Source organism: Pseudomonas sp. LM13, assembly GCF_041381355.1.
Taxonomy (GTDB): Bacteria; Pseudomonadota; Gammaproteobacteria; order Pseudomonadales; family Pseudomonadaceae; genus Stutzerimonas; species Stutzerimonas frequens.
In genome coordinates, this window is sequence record NZ_JACBXH010000070.1 from 1 (window position 1) to 8,232 (window position 8,232).

Annotated in this window: 4 protein-coding genes and 2 pseudogenes; 2 read left to right on the forward strand and 4 right to left on the reverse strand. The window is 51.0% G+C overall.

All coding sequences use genetic code 11. The features are described 5' to 3' along the window. Positions 1 to 570 precede the first annotated feature (570 nt). Positions 571 to 1,724 (reverse strand): IS3 family transposase gene (locus tag HZR81_RS22705; protein ID WP_139048014.1). Its coding sequence is split into 2 segments (ribosomal slippage): positions 571 to 1,478 and positions 1,478 to 1,724, totalling 1,155 coding nucleotides; the frame shifts between segments, so codons are not numbered across the junction. 71 nt (positions 1,725 to 1,795) lie between these two features. Between HZR81_RS22705 and HZR81_RS22710 the strand changes: the two genes are divergently transcribed. Both HZR81_RS22710 and HZR81_RS22715 read left to right on the forward strand, forming a co-directional pair. Beyond that, the gene (locus HZR81_RS22710) at positions 1,796 to 3,778 is read left to right on the forward strand and encodes a phospholipase D-like domain-containing protein (RefSeq protein ID WP_500129330.1); all 1,983 of its coding nucleotides are present in this window, start codon (positions 1,796 to 1,798) and stop codon (positions 3,776 to 3,778) included. Then, the gene (locus tag HZR81_RS22715; RefSeq protein ID WP_500129331.1) at positions 3,765 to 5,054 is read left to right on the forward strand and encodes a DEAD/DEAH box helicase family protein; all 1,290 of its coding nucleotides are present in this window, start codon (positions 3,765 to 3,767) and stop codon (positions 5,052 to 5,054) included. The genes HZR81_RS22710 and HZR81_RS22715 overlap by 14 nt, the downstream gene beginning before the upstream one ends. 54 nt (positions 5,055 to 5,108) lie before the next feature. Here HZR81_RS22715 and HZR81_RS22720 read toward each other — a convergent pair. The 3 genes and pseudogenes from HZR81_RS22720 to HZR81_RS22730 all read right to left on the reverse strand — a co-directional run. Continuing rightward, a pseudogene (locus tag HZR81_RS22720) lies at positions 5,109 to 5,228 on the reverse strand (DUF8742 domain-containing protein); the annotation flags it as partial. Between the two features lie 885 nt (positions 5,229 to 6,113). After that, on the reverse strand, positions 6,114 to 7,931 hold the full coding sequence (locus tag HZR81_RS22725) for a TniQ family protein (protein WP_374417207.1): 1,818 nt from the start codon (positions 7,929 to 7,931) through the stop codon (positions 6,114 to 6,116). Further along, positions 7,924 to 8,232 (reverse strand): annotated as a pseudogene (locus HZR81_RS22730) (hypothetical protein); the annotation flags it as partial. The gene HZR81_RS22725 and the pseudogene HZR81_RS22730, both read right to left, overlap by 8 nt.

The window sequence follows — 8,232 nt, forward strand, 5'->3', positions numbered from 1 at the left end:
CTAGACAATTGCAGGTGGAGCTTTACAGCAGAGCAACGGAATACCTCCGCCATTTCAATGGCGAGATCAGTGTGCCGGTGTTCTGTAAGTGGCTGAGCGAGTCCTCGGAAACGAGTAGTGACCTGCGAGACACCATCCTTCAGATTCAGTCCCTAGAGCCACTGCTTGTGCTTGCTGGCACACTCATGGACTGGCTACAGGGCCAGAAAGGTTCTGACCGTGCAATGCTGTTGGATATCCTTCAGCCACGCCTGGAAGAAGGTTTGGGGCTCACTAATGCCTGGCAAGCAGTAGCAAAGCTACCGCATCGCGCATTCCTGATGCGCCTTTTTGAGGCGGCTAACGCGTCTGATGCTGAAGCCCTGATCAACTGCGTATTGGAGCAGAACAAGCTAGTCATGCAGCAGCGAGGCGGAGCTGCGTGGCTTGAATGGCAGGGTGATGCCTTGAGAGTGCGCGTCGCCAATGATCGTGCCTCAATCCCCTCATCCCTTAGCTCGCACTGCCAAGGTAAGTGGTGGAATACCTATTTCATTGGGTCGTTTCTACAGATTGCCAGGCAGGCGGGTTCTACCCCATTTCCACGGACGGTTTTGAAAAGGCTGAAAACTTCAAATCTTGCCGGGCGACTCTACGACGCATTCGTGGGTTATGAAACCGCTCGATGTAGTCGAATAAATCCGCCCGAGCTTCGTCACGGGTTCGATACGACTGATGGGAAACGCGCTCCCTTTTCAGCTGACCGAAGAAACCCTCACAAGCAGCGTTGTCGCCGCAATGACCGACGGCACTCATGCTGCAGACCAGCGTGTTGCGATTCAGAAAGCGCTGGTAGTCAGCACTGGTGAATTGGCTGCCGCGATCCGAATGCAGGATCACTGACCAGTGACCCTGGCGCTGCCAGACCGCCATCTCCACTGCTCGAATCACCATCTGCCGATCCTGTCGGTGATGCATCGACCAACCGATCACCAGCTTGCTGTACAAGTCGAGCACCACGCATAGGAAGAGTTTGCCTTCCAGCGTGGCTATCTCCGTGATGTCCGTGACCCACTTGCGCTCCGGTTCCGGCGCGCTGAAGTCGCGCTCCAGCAGGTTTTTCACGCCTGCTGGACGACCGCTGGCGGCTCTTCCAAAGCCACGTCGTTTCCGGCGTGGCCAGCCTTGAATCCGCTCAGCCGCCATCAGGCGAGCAACGCGATTCAGGCTGACGGTTTCGCCCTCGTCGCGCAGATCCTCGTGCATGCGTGGCGCTCCGATCACACCACGGCTGTCTTCGTGAATCTCCCGAATGCGCCTCACCAGGCGCGCATTCTCTTGAGCACGTGAGCTTGGATCGCGATCCTGCCAGGCGTAGTAGCCACTGGCAGAAACCTTCAGGCAACGGCACATCAGTCGTACCGGGTACTCGTTGCGGCAGCGCTGGATCACCGTGTACCGCTCGATGACTCCTTGGCAAAGTACGCTGCCGCGTCTCTTAAAAAATCACGTTCCTTGGTGACCCGGGCCAACTCGCGCTTGAGGCGGGCAAGCTCCTCATCCCGCGGGCTTCCCGTTCCAGGGAAGGCTTTCTCAGTGCCTGGTTGCGCCTCCCGCACCCAGCGTGTGAGCAGGTTGGGGGCAACGCCAATCTCCAGGGCTACCTGCCGGCAGCTCGCCCCTGAACGACGAACCAGCTCGATGGCTTCCCGCTTGAATTCGGGGCTGTATTTCTTGCGCTTCATGAACACTCCTTCAGCTCGACATGAGCTTACTCGAAAGTGTCCGTACTAACGGGGTAGAACCCGGCCGTGCAATGAAGGCCATGACCATTAGTGAGGCTTTCCGAGCAGTCATTGGCGAGCGGGAGGTCATGCAGGCGTTCTTCAGCACGTACAGCTTTGAGCCAGATTTTTTCGAGCTCGAAGTGCTGCCGCTACTATTGGGAAATCCAGCCCTATCCAGCAACGAAACTATCCGCTACTACCAATTGCAGAGCCTGATGCGTAACCACATAGGACGCTTGGCAGTTGTGTACGATCTGGACGTATTCGATCCCCAGCTGGCGCCTCGACTTGAAGTTGACTACTTGCCGATGCGAGTGGGAGGTGCCTGCCAACACGCCAAGCTCATGGTGCTTGTCGTTCGCGAACGCAAATCCGAGCAACTGAGCATCATTTTAGGGGCTGGATCGTTCAACCTGACCAAGGCGGGCTGGTGGGAGAATCTTGAGGTCGGCCATTGGGTAGAACTGAGTCAAGGCTCTGCTCCGGGCAACATCCACAAGCCATTGCTGGATTCATTGCACTTCTACCAGAGCCAGACACCAACGCCAGTGCTGGAAGCGATCCTTGCAGTTGCGGATTCCTTCGAGGCCACTGCTGACGACCCCAGCTGTGCTTTCTACTTCTCAGGTAGCGGCGCAGGGCGAACTCAATTCGACACTTTTATCGCCGAGCAGACCAACGCTGATGCCCCGATAGAAGTGATCAGCCCGTTCTTTGCTGCCGAAGGTGACAATCAGGTCATCATCAACCTACTGATGCGTCACCCATCAACCACTGTGCTGTTACCACTGGATGAGCATGGTCAGGCGTTGGTTGATCGGGAGTCGGTTTACGAGGCTTTACCCAACGAGACAATCAGCTGGGGGCGCTGGTCTGAATCCATTCGCAAGAGTCACCTCGACCCTAAAGCTGGTTACCGAAAGCTCCATGCCAAAATCTACCAGTCTCAGGGGAAAGCCCCTTGGGCATTCGTGGGTTCAGTCAATCTGAGCTTCAAGGCCTTTCGCCAAAATGTGGAAGCCGGATTCTTACTTCGCGGGCACGCAACAAAGTGCTTGCTCGCGCCACTTCAGGCACCACCAGACAAGTTTAAGGTAGAGCCTGAGGCCCAAAGTCAGATCAACCCTGGCAGTGAGGAAATGCCTGCCATCCATGCTCTGTTTGACTGGCAGAGTGAAACCCTCCATCTGACGACAGCTAAACCGGGCTCGCTCACTTTGCTCAGCAGTGCATTGGACGTATTACTCGACGTACAGCTCAATGCCCAGGAAGACCAGACTGTTCCAGCCTCACAGCTGAAACAGCACCTTCAAGGTTCATCACTGATCCAGGCGCGTTGGCACTCGGAAGGAAAACATGCAATCGGCACGGTGCTGATCTCGCAACGCAATCTCTTCTGTAGACCGACTCATCTGCCGCCACTCGATTTGCAGGCACTGCTCAGGATTTTCATAGGCATGCATGAGTCGCGTCGGCTGGAGCTGTTTGGTGACTTGGCTGTCAGGCTGCTTCATTCCAGCCAAGAGGAGGGTCTTCAGGATGAGTTTCTACCTGAGCTCGCGCCTGAGGGATCCTTTGAGAGTTTCTTCTCCGAATTTTCCCAGGTTAATGGGGCATTTTGGGAGCTCGCAGGTCGCTTAAACAAAGCTGAGCAAGGCGGTGACGTACAGACATTGGCGTACTACCTGCGTGGCCAACAACCTGATTCCTTACGGATGTTGCTTGAGACCATTACTAAGCCCCCCGGTAAGCAGTCTCCATCGTTGATCGTGCGCTACCTGACGCTACTGAGCGTTGCTGATCTGCTGAAGCGCTTTAACAAGCATGCGGATGTGTCCTTGCTGGCAGAGGCTGAAAAAGCGCTCCTGGCCTTGGAGCAGAGAGAGCTTCTGACTCAGCTTGACGAAGAAAAGGGCGAACAGTTTTTACGCTGGTTTAAAGCCAAGTTTTTTGAGCCTGTTGCGACGATGACGCGCTCAAGCAGGGAAGGGGATTGCTTTGCAAAGGATTGACCAAGCCACGGCTGCGAGCCTGATTGATTTCTCTGCTGGCAAGCCAGAACTAGAGCAGCTGGCAGTGCAGCAACTTGAAGGGGCCGTAGCCCTGCATAACCGACTGGCAGAGCACCAGATAGCCTACCTCGCTGATGAGGTCGGTATGGGTAAAACCTACATTGCCCTGGGTGTGGCTGCGCTGATGAGGCGCTTTAACCCCTCACTACGCGTGCTTTACCTCCTACCCAAGAACAATGTGCGCGACAAATGGGTCAAGGACTACAACAGCTTCATCGAGTACAACTATGTCCCTCGTGACCTCTCGGTAAAGGGACTCGGCAACCGACCTGTTGCACCCTATTGGGCGTGCGCTGGGCTGACTGACCTGATTCAGAAAGTTGCTACCAGCAGCACCCGTGACTACTTCATTTGCACATCAGCATTTAGTTTTGCCCTGGGTAATACTGTCAACGACCTCAAAAGCTCACTTAAACAGTTTACCCAGATGCTGCCGCAACCGCAGCACTTGGTGGCAGCAAACAAACTTCGGGCTGAGCTCCACGATGGGTTATCGGGAAGTGAGGTTTCAACGCTGAAAAGCAAAGTGAAGGCTGCTTGGGCAAAGGCCTTAAACGACATCCTTCCACGCTTTGATCTTGTCGTAGTCGATGAGGCGCACAACCTGAAGAAGGGTCGAGACACCAGTGACCGCAATCAGTTGCTAGCCATGCTCCTGGGGGCTGACTCAGAAAGCACCAATCGTGTTGGGCGGTTGCTATTGCTGTCGGCTACACCTTTCGACCGGCAACTGAATCACCTACACAATCAACTGAACCTTTTCGGCTTTTCCCGAGAAGCAGCTTTACCCTCCGGCAATGACTGTACCTCTGACTCAGCACAAGCCGCATTGGGGAGGCTAGTCGTCCGCCGACTCAATGCTATTGAGCTGGGTGGCAAGATCCACACCCGCAACATGTACCGCCAAGAGCATCGAACTGGTAGATCCGCAGAAGTACAGATGACCGTTGAGCAGCAGCTTTTTGCTGCGCTGATGCAGAAGAAGGTCAGTGAGTACTTGCAGGAGAACTGCGCAGGACGTTTTGAGCTTGGCATGCTGGCATCGTTCGAAAGCTACCTGCCAGGCGAAAAAAACAAAGCCATAGAGTTCGATGGGCAAGATGATCATGGGATCGAACAGGTGCGCCAGATTGATCCGGTAGGCCTCCAAGCCAAGCTTAAAGTCAGCACCAGGAGCATCAAACGACCAAGGCCTGCCAGCCTGAGCAAGCTCTAGGCGTACCTCGTCCGAGCGGAACAGCATCTGCTCGCCTAGTCGGCCCTGGCTGTCCTTGAAGTAGACGGTAATGGCATTGTCGCCAACAGGCTCGACCGTGACGATACGCACGATCTCATCCGCCTGGATCCCCCTGACCTGTGCGTCTTTCTTGATGTCTTCGAGCTTGAGCATTCTTTGATCCTGTTCGTCCTTGGTCGATGCACGCACATCCCAATTACTGTAGATATTAACAGGGCTAACAGTGCGAATGGCGCGCCGAAACGGGCGCACTAAAAAGCGCTTTTCTCTGCTTGACCTACACCTATGCAACTCACATCAGCACAAATAAAAACCCCGCAAGCCAAGAGACTGCGGGGTTTCAGGTCAGCTATCCGTTGCCGGTTAACTTTGCAGATGTCGGCTAACTTTGGAGAAAGTGCCGATTAACTTCAACGACCTCCAAGCATCTGGAGGTCGTCAAAGATAACCGACATTCCCCAACCCGCAAGCCTTGATTCTATCGTTGTCACTGCAAAGTTAAGCGGCATGCTTAATCAAAGTAAAACGGCAAAAACCTATGTTTCGTCAAAGTTAATCGACACATTACCTACAGAGGCGCCTGCCTGATAACTGGCATAAAGTGGTGAGATGAAGTTAATGGACTATTGACAAAATGTCAATGCAATTCAGATTTCAACACGACAGCTGCTGGAGCAATATGGTGCTCAGTGGCACTTATTGGAAGACGGTAAAAGCCTTACCGACTCAATGAGAGAGAGATAAAAATCTAGTGATACACGGCCTTTGGGTTTAAAGCTAACAACAGCGTAGTAATCACTATCAGTTTCAATGCACCATAGACCTCGTTGATATTTGTGAACACCAACGATCTGAGCCGGGAAAATTTGGCAACCATCGCCAGTATGGCGCGAGTCATATACCTTCCCAACAACATGGCAGACACAGATTTCAACATCAAGAAGATAGCCCGTTACAGTGCAATCCAAATCATAGCTACGTAACCGCTCGTAACGAGACTGGACTGATAGACTGGTACTAACTAGCTTGCGCTTCACTTTAGTGCGCCAAAGCGTAGAGTAGAAGCTTTTGCACGTCGATGAGAAAACCTCGCCTTCCATCCCCTTCTGGAAGCTCAATCTCAGTCAGCAACCCGCGAGCCCTAAGTGAATTAGCCAAATGTGCAGGCAGTTTTCCCATATCGCGTGCAGCTTTTGACAGAATGATATGGCGACTCTTGAATTCGTTAAACTCAGGAAGAGATATGTAGTACCTAGCGTGCTCACCATGTGACTCAGAACGCGCATTCAACAGGCCACCATTGATCCACCCTTTGACTTCTGCATGCTTGTAGCCAAATAAACCGAGCATATCCGCCACAGACATTTCAACTTTTCTGCCTGAGCGATCAACAATTGAATCAATGTCCGCGTCATCAAAAATATAACGATCCATCCCTTGCTTGGACTGATCAATATGAACGCACTGAATTTCTCCGAAAAATATCGCAGTATAGATATCTTCCGAGATACTTTTATTTAACCTTCTACGACTAATCGAGCACAGGGTTGAGCCCGATAAAAACCTCTTAGGCCGGTAATAACTTTCGAGATTTTCAATCAGCTGCAACACTGATTCTCTTTTAAATTTTCCACGAGAAAACTTACTCCGAGACTCATTGCTAACTGGCACCAAAATCTCACAATCAACAAGTCGATCCTTCAGACGCTTAGGAATACCCAGAAGCTCCATTACTTGGTTACCGTCAAGAAACTCCTGTGATTCTTGCCGCAACCGATCAACCTCAAGCCTTGAAACCATACAGAATTCATTAGCCGAGGTTTCAACAATACGTCCCTTAAGCTCGCCTGATTTAACCATAGCTACGATCTTGTCGAGAGAAGAGTTAAGCATTCTGGCCGCCTCAGAGCCTGTGAGTGACTTCTTCTCTTCCAATAACGCCGAACCAATTTGTTTCATTTTTCGATTTAACGGCGCCTCTGCATGAGCAATCAATTTACGAGAGACCCTATCCCGGATCCGGTCATAGGGAGCTGAAGTAAAATCTCTATGAAGTCTTTTATACCATCCGCCCAAAGCAGGAATAAACCCACCGGACACCCTTGCATTAGCCGAACCAATACGATCTATAACATCTTTATCAAAAGCATTCTCGAAATCAAATAGGAGCTCAGTTATATCGGATGCAACCTGTATCGCCTGGTCAAACCCAATATTTTTATTCTTATTATAAGTACGTCCTGACTTGAGCTCAGACAGCAGCATCAAGAAATTAGAGAAATCCTCAGGAAGCTTTCCATCAACGGTGATTAATGAAAATACTTCAGCAGCTTTATTGGCATCAGCTAGCATTTTGGCCAATTCAATTTGACCAACTGAAGCAGCCATGCTGCTTACTGGAGATTCACCTAGGCTTGACTCAAAAAACATAAATAAACTTAAATTTGTGCCAAGACCGAGGTTAGCACCGTAATTATTTAGCGGCACCAACTGCACACCGTGGTAACTGCAAGCGGTGCAAAGGACGTGACACCATGACTGCCTCAAATACACAGCATCTTTCATACACTGTGGGCAGACATAATGCTCTTTGAACCGAAAAAAATTACCTCGCCATCTTGCTCCCGTAACGGATCCATAATGGTACATACGCAACAACTGCGTTTGATCTAGTCCATAATGCTGAGCAAAACCAGAAATATCCTCATCCGAACAATTACGAGAATCCTTGATACCAATCTCAGTAAGCAGCCAGCCAGGAGATGAATAACCTAGATCCGCCGCTGCACGACAAAGATACCCTTCAAACGATTCATCATTGTATGGCTTAACAAAGTGAGGATACAGACTAGACATAAGCACGCGCCTGATCCATTGCTGAGGTGTACGACATTGCCATGTCTTGATCAGATATCTTAGCGTCAGGTGCAAATGGATTAGAACCAAGAAGCAAAGAGTATGATGCTCTTTTGTAAGCCGTTTCAAATTCCTCAAGAAAAGCAGACTTAACTTTCATTCGAACGACCTCTTTAATGAGCTTTTCGCTAAAAGCTATGCGACCAGAGCTTGCGACATACATACGCTTAGCAAAATCAAGGTCATTAATCTTGAAGGTCTCTATATCCAATGAATGCAAATACTGGATTGATGCACCTAA

Coding starts and splice junctions, on each gene's coding strand:
- HZR81_RS22710 (WP_500129330.1), top strand. CDS start 1,796: ATGAAGGCCATGACCATTAGTGAGGCTTTCCGAGCAGTCATTGGCGAG.
- HZR81_RS22725 (WP_374417207.1), bottom strand. CDS start 7,931: ATGTCTAGTCTGTATCCTCACTTTGTTAAGCCATACAATGATGAATCG.